This is a genomic window from Halomonas icarae, assembly GCF_009901955.1.
In the GTDB taxonomy this organism is placed as follows: domain Bacteria; phylum Pseudomonadota; class Gammaproteobacteria; order Pseudomonadales; family Halomonadaceae; genus Halomonas; species Halomonas icarae.
Genome location: NZ_WUTS01000001.1, coordinates 1,957,944 through 1,978,817, shown reverse-complemented (window position 1 = coordinate 1,978,817; position 20,874 = coordinate 1,957,944). Strand labels below are relative to the sequence as shown.

The following is a 20,874-nucleotide window of genomic DNA, read 5'->3' as shown; positions in this document are numbered from 1 at the left end:
ATGCGTTTCGCCACCCTGGGCCCCGAGGGCAGCAACCATGCGCTGGTGCTTGGGCGCTATCTCGACAAGCATGGCATGCTCGCGAGGGACGCCGATGTCGAAGTGTCTCTCTTCGAGGCCTTTCCGGAGGCCTTCGATGCCCTGCTGGACGGTCGCGTCGACCGGGTGCTGCAGTGTAGCGCCCACTTCAGCCATGCCGACTGCGTGGGGCGTACCATGCATCGTGCCTTTCCGGTGGATACCTTCATTGCCGGCAGCCAGCCACTGGCGCTGCTGGCGCGCGCGGAGGTGGCCGCCCCGGTGTCGATCGGGCTCCAGCCGGCCACGCGTCACTACACGGATCTTTCCACCTTCACCGAGCAGCGCGACTACGCCACCATCGTGGATGTAGCCGATGCGTTGCTGGCGGGAGAGATCGATGCCGGCATCTGTTCACGCGAGACGCTGGAGCGGCATTCCCAAGCGCTGCGCCTGGTGGAGGAGCTGGGTCCTGCGCTGGATGTCTGGGTGCTCTACGGCACGCGGCCACTGCCCGACAACCACCCGCTGGTCATTGCCTGAGTCACTGGCCTGATGGCCGGCCGCGTGCCAAAATCGTCGGCTGACCTGGACACCGAGCCGCCGGCACAGGCGGCCGCTGAAAGAAGAGAAGAGAACACCATGCCCGAGTATCGTTCCCGCACCACCACCGCCGGCCGCAACATGGCCGGCGCCCGCGCCCTGTGGCGTGCCACCGGCATGAAGGACGACGACTTCCACAAGCCGATCATCGCCGTGGCCAACTCCTTCACCCAGTTCGTGCCGGGGCATGTGCACCTGAAGGACATGGGACAGCTGGTGGCCCGCGAGATCGAGAAGGCCGGCGGGGTGGCCAAGGAGTTCAACACCATCGCCGTGGACGACGGCATCGCCATGGGCCACGACGGCATGCTCTACTCGCTGCCGAGCCGCGACCTGATCGCCGACAGCGTCGAGTACATGGTCAACGCCCACTGTGCCGATGCCCTGGTGTGCATCTCCAACTGCGACAAGATCACCCCGGGAATGCTGATGGCCGCCATGCGCCTCAACGTGCCGGTGATCTTCGTCTCCGGCGGGCCCATGGAGGCCGGCAAGACCAAGCTGCTCGACCATGGCCTGGACCTGGTCGACGCCATGGTGATGGCTGCCGACGATAGCGTCGATGACGAGACCCTGGCCGAGGTGGAGCGCAGTGCCTGTCCCACCTGCGGCTCCTGCTCCGGCATGTTTACCGCCAACTCCATGAACTGCCTGATGGAGGCCTTGGGGCTGGCGCTGCCGGGCAACGGGACCGTGGTGGCCACCCATGCCGACCGTCGTCGCCTGTTCGAGAGCGCCGGTCACCGCATCGTCGAGCTGGCCAAGCGCTATTACGAGGGCGACGAGGCGCACCTGCTGCCCCGTGCCATCGGCGCCAAGGCGGCGTTCAGGAACGCCATGACCCTGGATATCGCCATGGGTGGCTCCACCAACACCATCCTGCACCTGCTGGCCGCCGCCCAGGAGGCCGAGATCGACTTCGACATGACGGATATCGACCGTCTGTCGCGGGAGGTGCCGCAGCTGTGCAAGGTGGCGCCCAATACCCAGAAGTACCATATCGAGGACGTGCACCGGGCCGGTGGCATCATGGCCATCCTCGGCGAGCTCGACCGCGCCGGGGTGCTGGATACCCGCGTGCCTACCGTCTATGGCGATAGCCTAGCCGAGGCGCTCGAGGAGTGGGACATCATGCGCTCGCCGAGCCCCGAGGTGGTGGAGTTCTATCGCGCCGGCCCCGGCGGTGTGCCAACCCAGGTGGCCTTCTCGCAGAGCGCTCGCTGGCCGAGCCTCGACGGCGACCGCGCCACCGGCTGTATCCGCGACCTCGAGCATGCCTTCTCCCGAGAGGGTGGTCTGGCCGTTCTCAAGGGCAATATCGCCGTCGACGGCTGCGTGGTGAAGACCGCCGGGGTCGACGAGTCGATCCTGGTCTTCGAGGGGCCGGCCCATGTGGTGGAGTCCCAGGATCAGGCGGTGGAGCATATCCTCGCCGGCCGGGTGAGGGAGGGCGATGTGGTCGTCATCCGCTACGAAGGCCCCAAGGGCGGTCCCGGCATGCAGGAGATGCTCTACCCGACCTCTTATCTCAAGTCCAAGGGACTCGGCAAGGCGTGCGCGCTGCTTACCGATGGCCGTTTCTCCGGGGGTACCTCGGGGCTCTCCATCGGGCATGTCTCACCGGAAGCTGCCGCCGGCGGTGCCATTGGCCTGGTCGAGCAGGGGGATATCATCCAGATCGATATTCCCAACCGTGCGATCAACGTCAAGCTCAGCGATGAGGAGCTGGCCAGTCGCCGTGCGGCCATGGAGGCGAAAGGCAATGATGCCTGGAAGCCGGTTATCCAGCGCGACCGCAAGGTCTCCGCGGCGCTCAAGGCCTATGCACTGCTCGCCACCTCCGCCGACAAGGGCGCGGTACGCGATCTGAGCAAGCTCGACTGAACCACCCCACGACGCCCCGGCCACGGCCGGGGCGTCGCGTTTCCAGCGAGGAGAGCTGCGATGAAGACCTTAACGCTCGGCGTCGGGCTGGTCGGGTATGGCCTGGCGGGCCAGGTGTTCCACGCCCCCTTGATCAATGCCACCGAGGGCATGCAGCTGGCCGCCGTGGTCAGCTCGGATGCCGACAGGGTTCATGCCGACCTGCCAGGGATGGAAGTGCTGCCCAAGGCGGCGGCGCTGTTCGATCGGCGTGACATCGATCTGGTGGTCATCGCCACTCCCAACGATACTCATTACCCCCTGGTCAAGGCCGCCCTGGCGGCGGGCAAGCATGTGGTGGTGGACAAGCCCTTTGCGGTGACGCTCTCCGAGGCGCGAATGTTGCGCGCCCAAGCTGACAACGCTGACCGAAGCCTGAGCGTCTTTCATAACCGCCGCTGGGACAGCGATTTCCTGACGCTCAAGGAGCTGATTGATGCGGGCAGCCTGGGGCGAGTGGTATCGCTGGAGTCTCGCTTCGATCGTTTCCGGCCCACGGTGACGGAGCGCTGGCGTGATAATCATCGACCGGGCGCAGGGATCTGGTATGACCTCGGGCCACACCTGCTCGATCAGGTGGTGCAGCTGTTCGGCATGCCGCGGGCGATCCTGTTGGAGCTGGCCACGGTGCGTGACGGCGCCGAAGTGGATGATGACTTCCACTGCCTGCTGGAGTACGACGGACTACGGGTCAGCCTGCTGGCGAGTTCGCTGGTGGCCGACCCTACCCCGCGTTTCCGCGTGCACGGTACCCGTGGCAGCTACGTGAAGTTTGGTCAGGATCCTCAGGAGGCCCACCTGCAGGCGTCACTGGCGGTCATGCCTGGCATGGGCGTGGATCCCGAGCCGGGGCAGCTGAGCCTGGTGGCCGATGAAGAGGATGTGCCAGAGGTGCAGCAGCACCTCAACCTGCCGGGGGACTACCCGGCCTTCTACGCCGGGGTAGTGGAGATGCTGTTGCATGGCGGGCCACCGCCCGTTTCGCTGGAGAGCGCCTTGCAGGTCATGGAGCTGCTGGAGGTGGGGCTGGACAGCTATCGGCAGGCGCGCTGGCTGCGGCTCAAGGAGGGCAACAGCCAGTTGCGTCAGCGCCTGCATCGCCGCTGAGTCGCCTCATCGGCGGGCTACCAGATCGCGCCGCCCTCTGCCTCGCTACGCAGGCGATCCCGGGCGATATAGAGCGCCGCGATGGCACGGGCCTCATGGAAGTCCTCCCGGGCCAGCAGGGCGGGCAGCTCCTCGAGGGCGTGGGTCTCCACGATCAACGGTTCGGGTTCGTCACCGGGGAGGCGCTTGGGATAGAGATCCGTGGCCAGCAGCACCTGCATGCGATGGCGCATGTAGTTGGGGGCCAGTGACAGCTCCACCAGCGGTTCGATGCGTCGTGCACCGAAGCCGCACTCCTCCATCAGCTCGCGGTTGCCGGCACTGATGATATCCTCACCCGGGTCGACCAGTCCCTTGGGCAGGGTCAGCACATACTCCTCGAAGCCGGCGGCATACTCGCGGATCAGCAGCACGTGTTCGGGATCGGGCATGGCCACGATCATCACGGCCCCACTGTCGCTGCCGGTCAGACGCTCGAAGGTGCGCTCCTCGCCATTGGAGAAGCGCAGATCGAGCGATTCGACATGGAAGAGGCGGCTCTTGGCCTCCGAGCGGCGGTCGAGGATGGCGGGCTTCTGCGGCCAGTCGGGCGAAGTCATCGGTGGCTCCGTTTCTGGGTAGGAACTTGCCTGCTACCATATCACCTCCCGCAAGCCACGACCCGGACCTCTTATGATTGACTGGCGCGCCATCGATACCGTTCTGCTGGACATGGACGGCACCCTGTTGGACCTGCACTTCGACAGCCACTTCTGGCTCGAGCATCTGCCGCGTCGCTATGTGGAGCTGCATCAACTCGATGAAGCCACCCAGGAGAGGGTGCGCGCGAAGGTCATTGGCGAGCAGGGGACACTCAACTGGTACAGCCTCGACTACTGGAGCCGCGAGCTCGACGTCGATGTGGTCGCCCTCAAGCGCGAGATTCAACACCTGATCGGCCTGCGCAGCGATGCCCTGGACTTCCTCAGGTGGCTCAAGCAGGCTCACCCCCGGGTCGTGCTGGCCACCAACGCCGACCGCGCCAGTCTGGCACTCAAGCTGCCGCTTACCGGTCTTGAGCCCTACCTGGATGCCATCGTCTCCTCGGCCGACTTCGGTGCGCCCAAGGAGGAGCAGGTGTTCTGGACGCGCCTGCAGGAGGTCGAGCCCTTCGTGCCGGCCCGCACCCTGTTCATCGACGACAACCCACGGGTACTGGAGAGCGCCCGGCAGTTCGGCATTCGTCATCTGTTGGGCATCAAGCAGCCCAACAGTCAGCGGCCCGAACGCGAGCTGGAGGAATTCATTACCCTGGACACCTTCGCGACCATTCTGCCTGGCAACGAGCCGCCCCTGACCCCTTGAACGGAGGGTGGGCTCGTGGCCGACAGCTAGGAGGATTCCCCATGGATAGTGTCAGGCTCGACAAGTGGCTATGGGCGGCACGTTTCTTCAAGACCCGCGGCCTGGCCAAGAAGGCCATCGAGGGTGGCAAGGTGCACTACAACGGAGGTCGGGCCAAGACCAGCAAGAACGTCGAGGTCGGCGCCATCGTACGCGTGCCCCAGGGCTGGGATATCTGGGAGGTGGAGGTGATGGCGCTCTCCGACCAGCGGCGCGGCGCCCCCGAAGCACGCGAACTCTATCGCGAGACCGAGGAGAGTGCCCGCCGCCGTGAGCAGGAGGCCGAGGCGCGCCGGCTGACCAATCAGGTCATGCAGCACCCCCTCAAGCGCCCGGACAAGAAGCAGCGTCGCGAGATCCAGCGCTTCCAGCGCAATCAGGGGGATTAAGAGGGAGGCTCCGCCTCGCGACTGGCGACCTGGATATCGAAAGGGATTACCGGTGCGCCTTGGCCAGCCATCTGTCCAGCGCATTGGCAAACTCTCGACGGTCGCTGTCGGAGTACCCCTTGGGGCCGCCGGTATGCTCGCCGCTGGCGCGTAGGGTCTCCATGAAATCCCTCATCTGCACTCGCGCGCGGATGTTATTGGCGTCGAGTGTCTCGCCACGGGTGGTCATTACCTTCGCACCGCGCTCGATGGCCTCCATGGCCAGCGGCAGGTCCGAGGTGATCACCAGATCGTTGGCCGCCAGGCGCTCGACGATCTCGTCATCGGCGGCATCGAAGCCGTGGCTGACGGCCAGCGCCTTGACGACCGGTGAGCGGGGTAGGGGTATGGCATGGTTGGCCACGAACCAGGTCGGCGTGGCGGTTCGCTCGGCGGCACGCACGATGATCTCGCGAGCCACCCTGGGGCAGGCATCGGCATCGACCCATAGACTGGGCATGATATCTCCTCGGTTGAGCAGCACATAAAGAGAAAGACCAAAAAGACTGGCCAGGCTAGGTCGACGATGGTAGCATGCGCCCTCCTCGCATGTGCTGACCCCACCATCATGTACGACGCCATCGCTGACGGTCATCGACCGAACAGAAGATGGGCGCCGCAACGCCAGGCCCAGCGACCATCGCTGTATGCCGCAAGCGTTCGAATTGTGTAGATGGAGCGCCAACCGAGATTCCGCCGTTCTGGCGTGATCGGCGCAAACGGTCGCCACAGGGGCTCACTGCCATCGACGATGGCGCTGACCCGATGCCAGGTGCGACCGGCGTCCCCGACTCCGATGTCCCGTGCTGACTGCCATGACTGGCCGCAGCGCGCCTGACCGCTTTTCGCTCGCGTCAGGGACGCCAATGAATTTACGCCGGTGATCCCGGCTTACCAAGGTGTGATCAATGACCTCTTCTTCCGTCGCCTCGCCGAACTTCGGTGATCTTGCCCTGCTGCCTGCTGTTCTCTCTGCCGTCGAGACCCTGGGCTACCAGACCCCATCGCCGATCCAGATGGAGACCATTCCGGCTCTGCTGGAAGGGCGCGACATGCTGGGTCAGGCCCAGACCGGTACCGGCAAGACCGCGGCCTTCGCTCTGCCGCTGCTCTCGCGACTCGAGCTGACTCGCCGTGAGCCGCAGGTGCTGGTCATGGCGCCGACCCGCGAGCTGGCACAGCAGGTTGCCGTCTCCTTCAGCCGCTATGGACAGAACCTTCAGGGCCTGGAAGTGGCTACCCTGTGTGGCGGCCAGGAGTATCGCGAGCAGCTGGGCGCGCTGCGGCGTGGCGCCCAGGTCGTTGTGGGCACCCCGGGGCGGATCATCGATCACCTGGATCGCGGCAGCCTCAAGCTTGATGGTCTCAGCGCCCTGGTGCTGGACGAGGCCGACGAGATGCTGCGCATGGGCTTCATCGATGACGTCAAGCGTGTGGTGGCCGACACCCCCAAGGAAGCCCAGCGGGTGTTCTTCTCCGCGACCCTGCCCGCCGAGATCGAGCGTATCGTCAACCGCTATCTGGTGGATCCGGTCAAGGTCGCCATCGAGTCGCGTACCACCACCGGAGAGAATATCGAGCAGCACCTGGTGCGGGTCGACGGCGGTGCCAAGCTGGAGGCGCTCTCTCGCATCCTCGAGGTGGAGCCGGTCGACGGTGCGATCGTTTTCGTGCGTACCCGTGCCGCCTGTACCACCCTGACCGAGCAGCTCTCCGCCCGCGGCCTCAATGTGGCCAGCCTCTCGGGAGATCTGGACCAGAGCCTGCGCGAGCGCACCATTCAGCGTCTCAAGCGCGGCAAGGTCGACGTGCTGATCGCCACCGATGTCGCCGCCCGTGGCCTCGATGTGCCGCGTATCACCCACGTCTTCAACTACGATCTGCCCCAGGATTCCGAGGCCTACACCCACCGCATCGGCCGTACCGGCCGTGCCGGGCGTACCGGTACCTCGATCACCTTCGTCGGTTTCCGTGAAGGCCGCAAGGTGGGCTGGATCGAGCAGGCCACCGGCCAGAAGATGAGCGAGATGGCGGTGCCTGACGAGGCGGTCATTCGCGCGCACCGCGACGAGGCGTTCCATCAGAAGGTGATTGCCGCCCTGACCGCTGGTGCCGAGGAGCAGCAGGCTTTGGTCGAGCGCTTGGTCGGTGAGGGTTACGACCCCGTCGAGCTGGCCTGTGCCTTCGCCCGTCTGGCGCGTGCCGACGAGGCGCCCATCGGTCGCCTGCAAGCGCCCCGCAAGGAGCGTGCCCCGCGCGATGCCAAGCCGGGCCGTGGGCCGCGTGATCGTGCGCCCAGCGAGGGGATGACCCGCTATCGTGTCGCCGTGGGTCACAAGGACGGCGTCAAACCCGGCCAGCTGGTCGGTGCCCTGGCCAACGAAGGCGGTATCGAAGGCGCGCGTATCGGGCGCATCGACATCCGCAACGCCTTCTCCGTGGTCGAGCTGCCCAGCTCGCTGCCGTCCAGCATCCTGGCCAAGATGGCGCGTGCTCGTGTCGCCGGCCGCCCGCTGGAGATCAGCGAGGATCGTGGCACTCCCGAGCGTGCCCCGCGCCGTCGCAACGATGATGGCCAGGCGCCGATTCGCCGCCAGTCGCGCGCGTAACGCCTCGACTGCCGCCCGCAGGGCGGCATTCCACCTTACGACAGGTCGGAGCCCAGCTCCGGCCTGTCGTCGTTAGTGAACTCGATAACTCCGAGCATCGGGAGGATGCATTCATGTGGAAGCGTTTGCCGTTTCGCCTGCGCGGCTATCTGATCACCATGAGCGGTGTGCTGCTGCTCTCGCCGGATGCGCTGCTGATCAAGGACACTTCGGTAGATGTGGCCACCTTCATGTTCTGGCGCGGGCTGATGCTGGGTGTGGTGCTGCTGCTGATCGCCACCGCACGCTACCGCGAGCGCCTGGGTCAGGCGGTGCGTGCCTGCGGTCCCGCGGCGTTATGGTGCCCGCTTGCCTTTGCCGCCAGCGCCTGGGCCTTCGTGGTGGCAACCCGCCTGACCTCGGCGGGCAATGTGTTGGTCATGCTCAATCTGGCGCCATTGGCGGCAGGCATGATCGGGATGTTGTTCTTCGGGCAGCGGTTGCGCCGCCAGACCTGGGTGGTGATCATGGTATGTATTGCCGGTGCCAGCCTGATGGCCGCCGGTGAGGTGGGGCAGGGGAGTCTGCTGGGGCTGGCGGTGGCGCTGATCATCCCTGTTTCCATCGCGATCAACACCAGCGTGGCGAGCTCCCGCCCCGGTGCTGGAAAGCGTGGCCTGGATACCACCGTGGTGCTGCCACTGGGATGTCTGGCGATGCTGGTGCCCGCGGCGTTGATGGGCGGAGCCCAGCTGCCGGGCGATGATGATATGCAGCGCCTGCTGTTGATGGGAATGCTGCTGCCGTTGGCCTATTTCCTGATCCAGACCGGGGCGCGCTATCTGCCCGGTGCCGAGGTCAGCCTGGTGATGCTGCTCGAGACCCTTGTCGGCACCCTGCTGGTGTGGTGGTGGGTCGGCGAGGTACCGGCGCCGCTGGCCTTCGTGGGCGGGGGCATGATCGTCGCCGCCATGTTGATCAGTTCGCTGCGTGACCTCTTGCGTCAGCGCCGCAAGGCTGCCGAGGGGGCTCCAGACACCCGGCGCCTGCGTGACGAGGCCGCGGAAGAGAGCCTCGAGCGCGGTGATCTTGCACCGCCGGTAGGTGAGCGCCACTGAGGCGGTGGCCTCGGGAGATTGAAGCTTGAAGAGCGCCGCTTCGCGGCTGGAAGCTGAAAGGAAGGGCGCTCTTCGCACCTTCGCGTGTCGTCACCTTGTGGGAAGGCGCGTCTGGGCTATGTTGGCTCAGGGCTGTGTCGGGCGGGAACTCTCAGCGATCAGTTGGTTTCCGCTACGGCGCCTTCGCGTTTGGCCACCGTCCTGGCGAACCTTACCAGCAATGAACTCGCCTCCGGTGTCGCAGTGACGCCACGCATCAGGGCATTGGCATCCTCACCCTGGTCGCGCAGCTTGTCGACCTGGCGGGCGAGGTAGGCGCGCATTACCTCTGGGGTAAACTCCGGGTGGAACTGCACGCTCCACTGGCGCGGACCATAACGCAGCGCCTGGTTCGCATCGTGGGCGTTGCGGGCCAGCACCACCGCACCGCTGGGTGCCTCAAGCACCGACTGGGCATGGGTCAGCTGCACGGGGAAGTGTGCCGGCAGCGTGCCCAGCAACGGATCCTCGTGTCCCGATTCGGTCAGCGTCACCTCGTGGGTACCCGATTCGCGCCCCGCGGGGTGATAGTCGCTCACTCCTCCAAAGGCGGCGGCCATCAATTGATGTCCATAGCAGACACCGAACATGGCCACGTTGCGCTCTCGGGCGGCCAGCAGCCACGGCTTGAGCGCTTCGCTCCAGGGCTCGGCGTCGCTGACCATGGCATGGGAGCCGGTGATGTAGAGACCATCGATGCCGCTCAGTTCCGGAAGCGGCTCATGGCGCGCGTCGAATACCTCGGCCTCGAAGCCGGCGTGGGCCAGCGTACGTTGGAACAGCGCCTCGAAATCACCATGGTGTTCGATTACCTCGGGGAAGCTATCACCGGTCTTGACGATCAGCAGGCGGGGCATGATGGTTCCTGATAGTAGGGAGTGAAGTGGTGCATTTCTCCGCCATATTCTACTTTCGTTGCAGGCGCTCGCCCAGTGCCTTCATGAAGTGATCGCCTGCCTCGAGCTGCTCATGCTCGATATACTCATCGGGCTGGTGAGCCTGGGCGATGCTGCCGGGGCCACAGATCACCGTGGGCAGTCCCTGACGCTGGAACTGGCCCGCCTCGGTGGCGTAGGCCACCGCACCGGCGGGGCGCTCGCCGAGCAGCGCATGGCACAGGGCCAGTACCTCGGCGTTGTTATCATCGGCCAGGGCGGGCACCGTCTCGTTGAGTGCCTCGGTCACGATGGACGCCTCCGGGGCGCGCCTCTGCATCTCGCTCTCGAGCTCGACGGCATAGGCGTTGACCCGCTCGACCAGTTCCTCGAAACGGTCCGATGGCAGGTGGCGAATCTCCCATTCAAAGGTGCACTCCCGGGCCATGATATTGATCGCGGTGCCGCCCTGGATCTTGCCCACATGCAGGCTCGAGTGAACCACGTTGAAGGCCTCGTCGATGCGACCCTCGGCCTTGAGGTCGGCCATCACGTCCTCGATATGGGTCACCAGGCGCGCCGCCACATGGATCGCCGACACGCCCTGGTTGACCTGGCTGGAGTGGCTGGCGCGGCCGGTCACCGTGGTGCGCAGATTGGTGGCCCCCTTGTGGGCCACCACCGGATGCATCAGCGTCGGCTCGCCGACGATCACCGCCGCGGGCCGCGGGTGATCGGCCATCAGCCTCTCGATCATGCGTGGCGCGCCGATGCAGCCCACCTCCTCGTCATAGGAGAGCGCCAGCCAGATCGGCTTCTCCAGCTCGAGGCGCATCCAGCGCGGTACCTCGCTGAGCGCACAGGCGATAAAGCCCTTCATGTCGCAGGTGCCGCGGGCGTAGAGTCGGCCGTCGCCCTTGTCGGTCAGCGTAAAGGGATCGGTCGACCAGGGCTGACCGTCCACTGGCACCACGTCGGTGTGGCCGGAAAGCACCACGCCGCCGGCCACGTTGGGGCCGATGCGCGCCAGCAGGTTGGCCTTGCGGCCGTCGTCGCTCTCCACTCGCCAATGGGGGACATCGTGCTCGTCGAGCAGCGACTCGACGAAGGCGATCAGCTCCAGGTTGGAATCCCGCGACACGGTGGGGAAGCCCACCAGGCGGTCGAGCATCTCGGCGGCGGTCATGGCGTACTCCTGGGTTAGACGAAGGGGCAACTTCTTGTATCCAGTGACAGATTACCATGCCCGCCGGGCGGGCCGAAGGTGGTACCTCCTTGCCCGTCTCCCCTGGATGGTGTGCGTCAGCGCTGCGCGATTGGCCCGGGCGTAAGGCGCGGCGTAGCATTGTCCCCACGATTCTCATCGCAAGGAACCGCGACTCCCCATGTTCGAGCAGACCTTCAAGAACATCGACGATGTGCTGTGGAAAGAGGCCGGCTGCGCCACCGAGCTGGACTACACCGAGCAGACCTCCTGGCTCTTGTTCCTCAAGTACCTGGACGACCTGGAGCAGCGTCGCGCCATCAACGCCAGCTTCGCCGGCAAGGCCTTCGACTTCATCATCGCCACGCCCTATCAGTGGTCCAGCTGGGCCGCCCCTCGTGACCGTGACGGCAACCTCGATCGCGATCGCGCCCTGACCGGCGACGACCTGCTCGACTTCGTCAACCGCGAGCTCTTCCCCTACCTGCAGGGCTTTCGCGAGCGCGCCAGCGGGCCCGATACCATCGAGTACAAGATCGGCGAGATCTTCGGCGAGGTGCGCAACAAGTTCCAGAGCGGCTATAGCCTGCGCGACGCCCTGGAGCTGGTCGACAGCCTGCAGTTTCGCTCCCAGGCCGAGAAGCACGAGCTCTCGCACCTCTATGAGGCCAAGATCAAGAACATGGGCAACGCCGGGCGCAACGGCGGCGAGTACTACACGCCGCGCCCGCTGATCCGCGCCATGATCGAGGTGATCAAGCCGGAGATCGGCGAGCGGATCTACGACGGTGCCGCCGGGTCCGCGGGCTTCCTCTGCGAGGCCCACGACTACCTGCGCTACGGCTTCAACAGCGACGAGCCGCGTGCGCTCACCACCGATCAGCTCGATGCGCTGCAGCACCACACCTTCTACGGCAAGGAGAAGAAGAGCCTGCCGTACGTCATCGGCATCATGAACATGATTCTGCACGGGATCGAGGCACCCAACCTGGTGCACAGCAACACCCTGACCGAGAACCTCGCCGACCTGCAGGAGAAGGACCGCTTCGACGTGATCCTCGCCAACCCGCCCTTCGGCGGCAAGGAGCGCAAGGAGGTCCAGCAGAACTTCCCGATCAAGACCGGCGAGACCGCCTTCCTGTTCCTGCAGCACTTCATCAAGCGGCTGAAGGCCGGCGGCCGTGCCGCGGTGGTGATCAAGAACACCTTCCTGTCGAACGCCGACAACGCCTCCAGGGCCCTGCGCCAGGAGCTCTTGGAGAACTGCAACCTGCACACCGTGCTCGACTGCCCCAGCGGCACCTTCCTCGGCGCCGGCGTGAAGACGGTGGTGCTGTTCTTCGAGAAGGGCGCCCCGACCCGCGATATCTGGTACTACCAGCTCGACCCCGGCCGCAGCCTGGGCAAGACCAACCCGTTGAACGACGATGACCTGGCCGAGTTCGTGTCGCTTCAGGCGACCTTCGCTGACTCCGAGAATTCGTGGAAGGTCAGCGTCGATGATCTGGATCAGGAGACCTTCGATCTCTCGGTGAAGAACCCCAACAGGGCCGAGGCAGCGCCGCTGCGCGATCCCGAGGTGATCATCAATGAGATCGAGACGCTCGACCGCGAGGCCGAGGAAATCCTGGAAGGGATTCGGGGGATGTTATGAGTCAATGGAAGAAATTAAAGCTCCCTGAGTGCCTTGATAAAGCGCCAAAAGCAACCAAAATACCCAAGAGGAAATTTCTTCAGTCTGGATTATACCCCATCGTCTCCCAAGAAAAAGGGCTGGTAAATGGGCGTTGGGATGATCCAAGAGACGTTGTGCGCATTGATAGTCCGATCATTGTTTTTGGTGATCATACGACAGTCTTAAAGCTCGTTGATTTTGATTTTGTCGTAGGTGCCGATGGTGTCAAGATTCTCAATCCTAAGCCATTCCTTGATGCCGGCTACTTGTACTGTTATCTGCTGGGTAGACCGCTGAGCGGCTTAGGGTATGCTCGTCATTATCGACTGTTAAAAGAGGTGGAGGTCGACGTCCCTTCTCTTGAGGAGCAAAAGCGCATCGTCGCCATCCTCGATGAGGCCTTCGAAGGGATCGATACAGTCGTTGCCAATACCGAAAAAAATCTCGTCAATGTGCATGAGTTATTTACCTCTTTTCTTGGCAAAGCTTTTGAAGAAGTTAAAAATATTTATGGAGAGGTTAGGATAGACTCCGCATGCGATTCGGTAATTGATTGTATCAATAAAACTGCGCCCAAGGTGGATGAACCAACACCGTACAAGATGATCCGCACTACCAATGTTCGCAATGGATTTGTGAACTTGGAAGCGGTAAAGTACGTCACCGAGGAGGTGTATGAGAAGTGGACTCGTCGACAGGTCCCGATATCAGGAGATGTCATACTGACTAGAGAGGCTCCCATGGGTGAAGTTGGGATTCTCGATACTGAGGAAAAGGTCTTTCTCGGCCAACGGCTGGTTTCATATCGAGCAGATCGGAAAAAGCTTTTGCCAGACTTCCTTATTTATGCGTTTCAGTCGCCTTATATGCAGCGTCAAATCCATTCGTTTGCTTCTGGATCAACCGTGCAGCATATGAGGGTGCCAGACTGTAAGAAGCTAATGCTGCCTCTCCCTGATCTGGATAAGCAATGGAAGATTGTTGAGCGGCTTACATTTATTCGTGCTGAAGTAAGTCGAGTTGAGTCAACCTACCAGCAGAAACTCACCGCTCTCACTGAGCTCAAGCAGTCCCTGCTGCAGAAAGCCTTCTCCGGCGAGCTGACGGCCAGTGAAGCCGAGGCTGCGGTGGAGGAGGCGACGGCATGAGCGACAGCGGCCAGGCGCCCATCGTCATCTACCAGGAGGCCGATCAGGCTGTCGAGGTGCGGCTGGATGCCGAGCATGAGACGGTCTGGCTCACCCAGGCACAGATGGCCGACCTGTTCGACGTCAAGCCCCAGAACATCACCATGCACCTGAAGAACGTCTACGCGGATGGCGAACTGGAGGAGGAGGCAACCTGTAAGGATTTCTTACAAGTTCGCCAGGAGGGGCGGCGAGAGGTCAAACGCAAGCGCAAGCACTATAGCCTGGATGCGGTGATCTCGGTCGGGTACCGGGTCAGCTCCGCGCGGGCGACCCGCTTCCGGATATGGGCCACCCGGGTTCTGCGCGAGCACCTCACCCAAGGCTGGACCCTGAACCGTCAGCGCTTCGAGGAGAACGCCCGCGAGCTGGAGGCCGCCATGGCGCTGGTGCGCAAGACCGCCGGCAGCCCGGCCCTGGATGCCGCCAGCGGCCGGGGGCTCGTCGATATCGTCACCCGCTACGCCCAGACCTTCCTGCTGCTGCAGCGCTACGATGAGGGCCTGCTGACCGAGCCCCATGCCCAGGCCGGCGGCCGGCTGCCGACCCTGGAAGAGGCCCGCACGGCGCTGGCGTCGCTCAAGGCCGAGCTGATCGCCAAGCGCGAGGCCACCGAGCTGTTCGCCCGGGAGCGCGGCGATGGCCTCGAGGCGCTGCTCGGCAATCTCGACCAGACCGTCTTCGGCGAGCCGGCCTATCCCTCGGTGGAGGCCAAGGCGGCGCACCTGCTCTATTTCGTGGTCAAGAACCATCCCTTCGCCGACGGCAACAAGCGCAGTGCGGCCTACCTCTTCGTCGACTTTCTCTACCGCAACGATCGCCTGCTCGATGCCCACGGCGAGGTGGTGGTCAACGACGTGGGCCTCGCCGCCCTGACGCTGCTGATCGCCGAGTCCGATCCCGCCAACAAGGCGACCATGGTGCGTCTGGTCATGAACATGCTGGCCAGCCCGGCAGACGCCTGAAGGTCCGGCTGATCCGCAAATGCCTAAACTGGCTTTGCTCGGCAGAAACCCATATGTTGTGAAGTGTTACCGAGCTGGAAGGCTCAAGATCGTGCACCGTCCGGACAAGGATTGACCGATGAACGAAGCCGAGACTCGCGCCGAGCTGATCGACCCCGCCCTCAAGGAAGCCGGCTGGGGCCGGGTGGCTGGCAGCCGGGTGCGGCGCGAGGTCATCACCCTGGGGCGGCTGCAGGGTGGAGGGCAGCGCACCCGCGGCGACATCGCCGACTACGTGCTCTTCTACCAGGGCCAGAAGCTGGCGGTGATCGAGGCCAAGAAGCGCGACCTGCCGGTCACCGAGGGCCTGGCCCAGGCCAAGCGCTACGCCGAGCGGCTGCAGACCCGCTTCGCCTACGCCACCAACGGGCTGGGCCTCTACCGGGTCGACATGCACACCGGCGAGGAAGGCCCGGTCGCTGGCTACCCCACGCCGGATGAACTCTGGGCCGAGACCTTCCCCGAGCCCAATCCCTGGCGCGAACGCTTCGGCCAGGTGCCGTTCCACGATAACGGCGGCCAGTGGCAGGCGCGCTACTACCAGCACAACGCCATCAACCGGGCACTGGAGGCCATCGCCGCCGGGCGCCAGCGCGTGCTGCTGACGCTGGCCACCGGCACCGGCAAGACCGCCATCGCCTTCCAGCTCGCCTGGAAGCTGTTCCACAGCCGCTGGAACCTGGCCGCCTGGCGGGGCGATGAGGCCACCCGACGCCGGCCGCGCATCCTCTTCCTGGCCGACCGCAACATCCTCGCCGATCAGGCCTACAACAGCTTCTCCGCCTTCCCCGAGGATGCCCTGGTGCGCATCGCGCCGGACGCGATCCGCCAGCAGGGGAGGGTACCCAAGAACGGCAACCTGTTCTTCACCATCTTCCAGACCTTCATGAGCGGCCGCGACGGGGAGGGCAACCCGGCGCCCAGCTTCGGCGACTACCCGCCGGACTTCTTCGACCTGATCATCATCGACGAATGTCACCGCGGCGGCGTCAATGACGAGAGCAGCTGGCGCGCCATCCTCGAGTACTTCTCACCGGCGGTGCAGCTGGGCCTGACCGCCACGCCCAAACGCACCACCAACACCGATACCTACGCCTACTTCGGCGAGCCGGCCTACGTCTACTCGCTGAAGGAGGGCATCAACGACGGCTTCCTGACGCCGTTCAAGGTGCGCCAGATCGCTACCACCCTGGATGACTACGTCTACACGCCGGATGACGAGGTGGTGCAGGGCGAGGTGGAGCAGGGCCGGCGTTACACCGAGGCCGACTTCAATCGCCTCATCAAGATCCAGGCGCGTGAGCAGTACCGGGTGCAGGTGTTCATGGAGATGATCGATCCGCGTGAGAAGACCCTGGTGTTCTGCGCTAACCAGGAGCACGCCCTGGCGGTGCGCGACCTGATCAACCAGACGAAGGCGAGCCAGGACCCCAACTACTGCGTGCGGGTAACGGCCGACGACGGCGCGGAGGGCGAGCGCTTCCTGCGCCGCTTCCAGGATAACGAGAAGACCATTCCCACCATCCTCACCACCTCGCAGAAGCTCTCCACCGGCGTGGACGCGCGCAACATCCGCAATATCGTGCTGATGCGCCCGGTCAACTCGATGATCGAGTTCAAGCAGATCATCGGCCGCGGCACGCGCCTGTTCGACGGCAAGGACCACTTCACCATCCTCGACTTCGTGCGCGCCTACGAGCACTTCAGCGACCCGGAGTGGGACGGCGAGCCGGCGGCCCCCGAGCCGTGCGGCCGCTGCGGCGAGACGCCCTGTGTCTGCGTGGTGCGACCGCCCGAGCCCTGCGGGGAGTGCGGCAACCGCCCCTGCACCTGCGAGCCCGAGGTGCCGGCGCCCTGCCCGGTGTGCGGCGAAGCGCCCTGTCTGTGCGAGGGCGGCCCGGGTGGACGTTCGGTCGTGGAGATCGAGCTGGCGCCGGGCAAGGTGCGCCAGCTGCAGTACATGAGCGCGACCACCTTCTGGAGTCCGGACGGCACGCCGATCAGCGCCGCCGACTTCATCCGCCGGCTCTATGGCGACCTGCCGGCGCTGTTTCAGGATGAGGAGACGCTGCGCGAGCTCTGGAGCCGACCGGATACTCGCCAGGGCCTTCTGGATAGCCTGGCCGAGAGGGGGTACGGCGTCGAACAGCTCAAGGAGATCGGTCGCCTGGTGGATGCCGAGAACAGTGACCTCTTCGACGTGCTGGCCTACATCGCCTTCGCGCTGCCGCCGCTCAGCCGCGAGGAGCGGGTGGCCGCCCACCGCGAACGGCTCCTCTCCGGCTACGACTATCGCCAGCGGGAGTTCCTCGGCTTCGTGCTGGGCCACTACATCCAGGACGGCGTCGGCGAGCTCGCCCAGGACAAGCTGCCCCGACTGATCGAGCTCAAATACCACACGCCCACCGAAGCCATCGCCGAGCTGGGCAGCGTCGAGCATATCCGCGAGGTCTTCATCGGATTCCAGGAGCGGCTGTATGGCTGAGTACTTCCTCCTCGATGTGTTCGCCGACCGCGCCTTCGCCGGCAACCCGCTGGCGGTGTTCCCCCGCGCGGAAGGCCTCGCGACCGACACGATGCAGGCCATCGCCAACGAGCTGAATCTCTCCGAGACGGTGTTCGTCGGTGAGGCAACCGGCTGGCACCGCTATCCCGTCCGCATCTTTACCCCCACCCGGGAGCTGCCCTTCGCCGGCCACCCGGTGATAGGTACGGCACACCTGCTGGTGGAACTGAGCATGGCCGAGCGTGATAGATCGCTCACCCTCGACGCCGGCGTTGGCCCCCTGGTCGTGGAGTTCGATCGGACGCTGGCCAGTTTCACCACGGCGGCGCCGTTCAGCATCTCGAGCAGCACCTTGAACCAGACCGCCGTCGCCCAGTTGCTGGGACTGGCAGCGCAGCAGACCCTGAGTGAACCGGTGCTCGCCTCCTGTGGGCTGCCCTATCACCTGATCGAGCTTGCGTCACAGGAGGCCCTGGAGAGGGCACGACCCTCGCCGAGTGCCTGGGCGGAGTGGGTCTCACCCAGCGGCCACGATCAGGTGTATCTCTATGTGGTCGGTAAAGAGACTGGTGCATCACGCGTCGTGAGAGCTCGGATGTTTTCTACCGAGGGTGGCGTGCGCGAAGACTCGGCGACTGGCAGTGCGGCGGCGGCCTTGGCTGGGCACCTGGCGCAGAACAGGCGAGTTGGTCGATGGCGCTGGCAGATCGAGCAGGGCATCGAGATGGGACGCCCGAGCCGCATCCTTGCCGAAGCCGAGCGCGCTGAAGATGATCTGACCATCCGAATTGCGGGAGAGGCCGTCATCGTGGGGCGCGGTTCGCTGCACCTTCCAGGCTGATGACCCAATGATCGGGAGCCACCATGAAACCCTTCTCCATCCTGCTGATCCGCCTGATGGGCCTCTATCTCTTACTGAAGACCCTGTTTTCGGTGCTGCCGGCGCTGCTGGGCCCCAATACGGGAGAGCTCTGGTCAGCCGAGCTGCTACCGGTTTTCCTGGCCACCGTAGGCGTGCCGGTGGTGGGCGGTGTGCTGCTCTGGTGCCTTGCCGGCCGCCTGGCAGAAAGGCTGCATGGCAGTAGCGTTGCAGATGACGATGCCGGCGCTCGGGTCAGGGATGACGACCTGGTGCGCGCCGGCACCTTCCTGATCGGCGTTTACCTGGTGGTACGCCATATCGGCATGCTGGTGGGGGTGTACTCAGCCACCGGCACCGTGGCCCATGACGCGCTGGTCGTCGTGGTGGCGGGCCTGGGCATGATGCTGGGCGGAGGAGCCGTCACGGCGGTGTACCGCCGGGTCAAGTATTTCGGTGACCGGCGTTAGGCCGGCCCCTGGTCATCGGCAAGACGATGGCCCGCGATGCCAGCCTTGCGTCGATGAAGTATCGCCGTAACATCGCTGCCCGTTAGTCACGCCGCACAGCACCGTTACAGCATCTCTCGGGTCGCCTCCATCACTCGTCCATCCACGGTGCGCTGGATCTTGTCTTCGATCTCGCTGAGCAGGGCCTCTACCTGGGGCTTGGCGGGGGCGACGGCAACGAAGGTCCATTCGCTGGCGTCCAGGCGATCGAGTTCGCCGCTTTCGCAGACGGCGATGGCGGGGTTGCGCCCGAAGCGCTCGTGCAGGCCACCCATGCGTTGGCGTTTCTCCTTCAGGGAACGGCAACCGGGCAGGGAGATGGTCAGGGTGAGAATACCAAGGTGCATGGGGTCTCCATTCGTACCGTGAAAGGGAGGCAAGCCACCATACGTCATGGCGTGGATGGCCGCTCTAGTCCCTGAATACCATAGTAAAATCAGTAAAATGAGACCAAAGGCGTATTGCGGGTTATTTTTTTCTGATTGGCGCCTATATTCCCGATAATAAACTAAGTTTCCTATCGTATACTCCCGCGCATCTGATCATTACAGCAACGCCAGTGCTCCCGAATCGGGTCCGTCTGCGATGGACCCGGCGGAGTGCTTGTATTGATTTCCGATGAGCCGGCCCGCGGTTGGGACGGGCCATAGAAGCCATTTGTATTGAGGTGTCTTTCCATGAGCAAACAGCCTTTCCTGATCGCCATGACCTTTATGTCGATCATCATCGGTGGCGGCTTCGCCTCGGGACAGGAGGTGCTGCAGTTCTTCACCGGCTATGGGGCGATCGGCATCGCCGGCACCCTGGTAAGCGGCCTGTTGTTCGCCTTTCTCGGCATGCAGATCGCGCGGATGAGCTCCACCATGCAGGCGAGCTCTCACAAGGAGGTGCTGGAGGCGCTCTTCGGCAAGCGAGCGGGGCTGGTCATCGACCTGGTGCTCTCCTTCTTCCTGTTCGGTGTCGGGGTGGTGATGCTGGCCGGTAGCGGCTCCATCTTCGCCCAGCAATACGGCCTGCCACCGCTGTTTGGCGGCGTGCTACTCAGTGTGCTGGTCATCCTGACCCTGTGTCTGCGCGTTCGCGGCATCATCAACCTGATCAGCCTTATCATGCCGGTACTGCTGTTGCTGGTGCTGACGATCACCGTCTACTCCTTCTTCACCAGCAGCGCGTCTCTGGAGACACTGGAGGCCGCGGCCGCCGAGGTGCCCACCATCAGTGATGGCTGGTCGTTCTCGCACTGGTTTATCGGCGCTCTGCTCTATGCCTCCTTCAATATCGCCGTCGGCTTCCCCATGCTCTCGGTGATTGGTGGCCTGACTCGCGATACACGAGAGGCCTCCCTGGGCGGCATTCTCGGCGGCGTGGGGCTCGGTGTGCTGATCTTCCTGCTCAATATCGGGCTGTTCGCCAATCTCGAGCGCCTGGCCGGCGTGGATATGCCCTCGCTGATGCTTGCCACGGCGGTCTCGCCGGTGGTGGCCATGGTGATGTCGGTGGCGCTGATCTGCATGATCTACAGCACCGCCGTGGGCATGTTCTTCGCCTTTAGCGCCCGCTTCGCCGCGCCCGAGTCGGGCCGCTTCAAGCTCTTCAGCGTCATCTTCACCCTGGTGGGGCTGGTGCTCAGCCAGTTCGGGTTCAGCACCCTGATCGGCACCGTCTATCCCATGCTGGGCGTGGTGGGCCTGATCCTGATCGTTGCCCTGGGCATTCGCTGGTACAGCACACGCCAGCGCAGCAAGGCGCAGTTGGCGAGCTCCGCCAGCCGCTGATGTTTCTGCCCGGTGTCCGTAGGGACGCCGGGGCTGTGGTGCCGCCAGCGGTGGGGTGCCGTTCTACCCGGAG

Annotated in this window: 19 protein-coding genes; 14 read left to right on the top strand and 5 right to left on the bottom strand. The window is 64.4% G+C overall.

Annotated features, from left to right (window positions below; translation table 11 throughout):
- The 3 genes from GRB80_RS09070 (at position 1) to GRB80_RS09060 (ending at position 3,651) form a co-directional block, all read left to right on the top strand.
- Positions 1 to 561, top strand: coding sequence for a hypothetical protein (locus GRB80_RS09070; RefSeq protein ID WP_161423351.1), 561 nt, complete (start codon positions 1 to 3; stop codon positions 559 to 561).
- 99 nt (positions 562 to 660) lie between these two features.
- The gene (gene ilvD, locus GRB80_RS09065) at positions 661 to 2,505 is read left to right on the top strand and encodes a dihydroxy-acid dehydratase (protein ID WP_161423350.1); all 1,845 of its coding nucleotides are present in this window, start codon (positions 661 to 663) and stop codon (positions 2,503 to 2,505) included.
- 60 nt (positions 2,506 to 2,565) lie between these two features.
- Entirely contained in the window at positions 2,566 to 3,651 is a 1,086-nt protein-coding gene (locus GRB80_RS09060; protein ID WP_161423349.1) for an oxidoreductase, read from the top strand.
- A gap of 17 nt (positions 3,652 to 3,668) precedes the next feature.
- Here the strand turns inward: GRB80_RS09060 and nudE are convergent, their stop codons facing one another.
- Entirely contained in the window at positions 3,669 to 4,250 is a 582-nt protein-coding gene (gene nudE / locus GRB80_RS09055; RefSeq protein ID WP_132041284.1) for an ADP compounds hydrolase NudE, read from the bottom strand.
- A 73-nt stretch (positions 4,251 to 4,323) separates the two neighbouring features.
- Between nudE and yrfG the strand changes: the two genes are divergently transcribed.
- Positions 4,324 to 4,995, top strand: a complete 672-nt coding sequence (gene yrfG / locus GRB80_RS09050; RefSeq protein WP_161423348.1) for a GMP/IMP nucleotidase — start codon at positions 4,324 to 4,326, stop codon at positions 4,993 to 4,995.
- Between the two features lie 41 nt (positions 4,996 to 5,036).
- Entirely contained in the window at positions 5,037 to 5,423 is a 387-nt protein-coding gene (gene hslR / locus GRB80_RS09045; protein WP_161423347.1) for a ribosome-associated heat shock protein Hsp15, read from the top strand.
- A 46-nt stretch (positions 5,424 to 5,469) separates the two neighbouring features.
- Here the strand turns inward: hslR and GRB80_RS09040 are convergent, their stop codons facing one another.
- Positions 5,470 to 5,922 (bottom strand): YaiI/YqxD family protein, encoded by a 453-nt coding sequence (locus tag GRB80_RS09040; RefSeq protein WP_161423346.1) that lies wholly within the window; start codon positions 5,920 to 5,922, stop codon positions 5,470 to 5,472.
- Positions 5,923 to 6,370: 448 nt separating this feature from the next.
- Here GRB80_RS09040 and GRB80_RS09035 point away from each other — a divergent pair, with 448 nt between their 5' ends.
- Positions 6,371 to 8,071, top strand: a complete 1,701-nt coding sequence (locus tag GRB80_RS09035; RefSeq protein WP_161423345.1) for a DEAD/DEAH box helicase — start codon at positions 6,371 to 6,373, stop codon at positions 8,069 to 8,071.
- A 113-nt stretch (positions 8,072 to 8,184) separates the two neighbouring features.
- On the top strand, positions 8,185 to 9,168 hold the full coding sequence (locus GRB80_RS09030) for a DMT family transporter (RefSeq protein ID WP_161423344.1): 984 nt from the start codon (positions 8,185 to 8,187) through the stop codon (positions 9,166 to 9,168).
- 158 nt (positions 9,169 to 9,326) lie between these two features.
- Here GRB80_RS09030 and GRB80_RS09025 read toward each other — a convergent pair whose 3' ends face one another.
- Positions 9,327 to 10,064, bottom strand: a complete 738-nt coding sequence (locus GRB80_RS09025) for a glutamine amidotransferase (RefSeq protein WP_161423343.1) — start codon at positions 10,062 to 10,064, stop codon at positions 9,327 to 9,329.
- 49 nt (positions 10,065 to 10,113) lie between these two features.
- The gene (gene argE / locus GRB80_RS09020; protein WP_161424292.1) at positions 10,114 to 11,268 is read right to left on the bottom strand and encodes an acetylornithine deacetylase; all 1,155 of its coding nucleotides are present in this window, start codon (positions 11,266 to 11,268) and stop codon (positions 10,114 to 10,116) included.
- A gap of 199 nt (positions 11,269 to 11,467) precedes the next feature.
- On the opposite strand from argE, the gene GRB80_RS09015 reads away from it, so the two are divergent.
- The 6 genes from GRB80_RS09015 to GRB80_RS08990 all read left to right on the top strand — a co-directional run bounded on the left by GRB80_RS09015 (position 11,468) and on the right by GRB80_RS08990 (position 18,987).
- Positions 11,468 to 12,940: a class I SAM-dependent DNA methyltransferase gene (locus tag GRB80_RS09015; RefSeq protein ID WP_161423342.1), complete on the top strand. Its 1,473-nt coding sequence runs from the start codon at positions 11,468 to 11,470 to the stop codon at positions 12,938 to 12,940.
- A complete protein-coding gene (locus GRB80_RS09010; RefSeq protein WP_161423341.1) occupies positions 12,937 to 14,109 on the top strand; it encodes a restriction endonuclease subunit S in 1,173 nt (390 codons plus the stop codon). Before GRB80_RS09015 ends, GRB80_RS09010 begins: the two co-directional genes overlap by 4 nt.
- Positions 14,106 to 15,113, top strand: coding sequence for a virulence RhuM family protein/type II toxin-antitoxin system death-on-curing family toxin (rhuM, locus tag GRB80_RS09005; RefSeq protein WP_161423340.1), 1,008 nt, complete (start codon positions 14,106 to 14,108; stop codon positions 15,111 to 15,113). The genes GRB80_RS09010 and rhuM overlap by 4 nt, the downstream gene beginning before the upstream one ends.
- 118 nt (positions 15,114 to 15,231) lie before the next feature.
- Entirely contained in the window at positions 15,232 to 17,637 is a 2,406-nt protein-coding gene (hsdR, locus tag GRB80_RS09000; RefSeq protein ID WP_161423339.1) for an EcoAI/FtnUII family type I restriction enzme subunit R, read from the top strand.
- Positions 17,630 to 18,499 carry a PhzF family phenazine biosynthesis protein gene (locus tag GRB80_RS08995; RefSeq protein ID WP_161423338.1) on the top strand — a complete coding sequence of 290 codons (870 nt, stop codon included), beginning with the start codon at positions 17,630 to 17,632 and terminating at the stop codon, positions 18,497 to 18,499. The genes hsdR and GRB80_RS08995 overlap by 8 nt, the downstream gene beginning before the upstream one ends.
- Before the next feature lie 23 nt (positions 18,500 to 18,522).
- Positions 18,523 to 18,987: a hypothetical protein gene (locus tag GRB80_RS08990; protein ID WP_161423337.1), complete on the top strand. Its 465-nt coding sequence runs from the start codon at positions 18,523 to 18,525 to the stop codon at positions 18,985 to 18,987.
- A gap of 104 nt (positions 18,988 to 19,091) precedes the next feature.
- On the opposite strand, the gene GRB80_RS08985 is transcribed toward GRB80_RS08990, so the two are convergent.
- The gene (locus tag GRB80_RS08985) at positions 19,092 to 19,373 is read right to left on the bottom strand and encodes a DUF503 domain-containing protein (protein ID WP_161423336.1); all 282 of its coding nucleotides are present in this window, start codon (positions 19,371 to 19,373) and stop codon (positions 19,092 to 19,094) included.
- A 330-nt stretch (positions 19,374 to 19,703) separates the two neighbouring features.
- Here GRB80_RS08985 and GRB80_RS08980 point away from each other — a divergent pair, with 330 nt between their 5' ends.
- The gene (locus GRB80_RS08980) at positions 19,704 to 20,801 is read left to right on the top strand and encodes a YkvI family membrane protein (protein WP_161423335.1); all 1,098 of its coding nucleotides are present in this window, start codon (positions 19,704 to 19,706) and stop codon (positions 20,799 to 20,801) included.
- Positions 20,802 to 20,874 lie beyond the last annotated feature (73 nt).